The organism is Chryseobacterium sp. GM_Chr_2, from assembly GCF_026540445.1.
In the GTDB taxonomy this organism is placed as follows: domain Bacteria; phylum Bacteroidota; class Bacteroidia; order Flavobacteriales; family Weeksellaceae; genus Chryseobacterium.
This window is the reverse complement of sequence record NZ_JALNUD010000025.1, coordinates 1-931: the sequence shown is the minus strand read 5'-3', so window position 1 is coordinate 931 and position 931 is coordinate 1. Positions and strand designations below refer to the sequence as shown.

The following is a 931-nucleotide window of genomic DNA, read 5'->3' as shown; positions in this document are numbered from 1 at the left end:
TTTTTTTGGAAAGAAGCAATACGCAGCAAGACTTCCCAAAATATTGATTATAAAATTGTTCACACTTCTGTGCCGGGAATGTTCCACTTGGCAATGATTTTTTAATTCATCATTTATCGTCTCAATAATTGCTCTTTTTCTCAGCAAAATCTTATCCTCCATATTCATAATATGATTTTTCATATTCTTTCTTAGTTTGGTGAATAGCTGAATTCCGTCTGCAAAGAGCATTTCCCATAAAGCTTTTGAGAGATAGCCTTTATCCGCAAACAGTTTTCCAAAAAGTTGTTGGGTCATTTTTTTAATATGCCTTGGATTTCGGTCGTCCACATTGCCTTTCGTTAAATAAAAGGATAAAAGTTCACCTTTTTCATTGCAAACCAAATGCAATTTAAACCCATAAAACCAGCCCATTGAAGATTTTCCACGTTCAGCCAGACCTTTAAAAACTTTATGGTTGTGAATTCTCTGATTCCTACAAACTTTCAGCGTTGTACTGTCCATAAAGCTGATTCCAGTACATTTTCCTAAACATTTTTCTTTTAAAAACAGAGCAAAAACTCCAAAAATTCTTCGTTGAAGCTCAACAAACCTATTGTAAGAAAGACTTTTAGGAAACAAATTCCTCCAATAGCCGCAAACTATTTGTTGATAATAATGTTTAAATGTCTTATGAGCCCCCAAATGAAAACCAATCATAATGGTCATAATTTCAGAATCAGACATAAGAGATGCCCTGTTTCTTCTTTTCTTGTTGCTATCAAGCGATCTCAGTTTCATTTGTTTAATCTCAGCGGCAAACTCTTTACAAAAATCATCAATTTGTACAAAAATATCCGTAATTTGGTCTTTCAAAATCATAAGTAATAATTTGTTTAAATATTTAAATGTCAGAAACTTAAATATACGAATTATTACTTTTTTATTAAAG

The 931-nt window shown here is 31.9% G+C and carries 1 protein-coding gene; it reads right to left on the bottom strand.

Annotated elements, in window-relative coordinates:
* The coding region (locus OXQ85_RS20555; protein ID WP_267407014.1) for an IS982 family transposase at positions 1 to 861 on the bottom strand (861 nt) is incomplete at its 3' end.
* Positions 862 to 931: the final 70 nt, after the last annotated feature.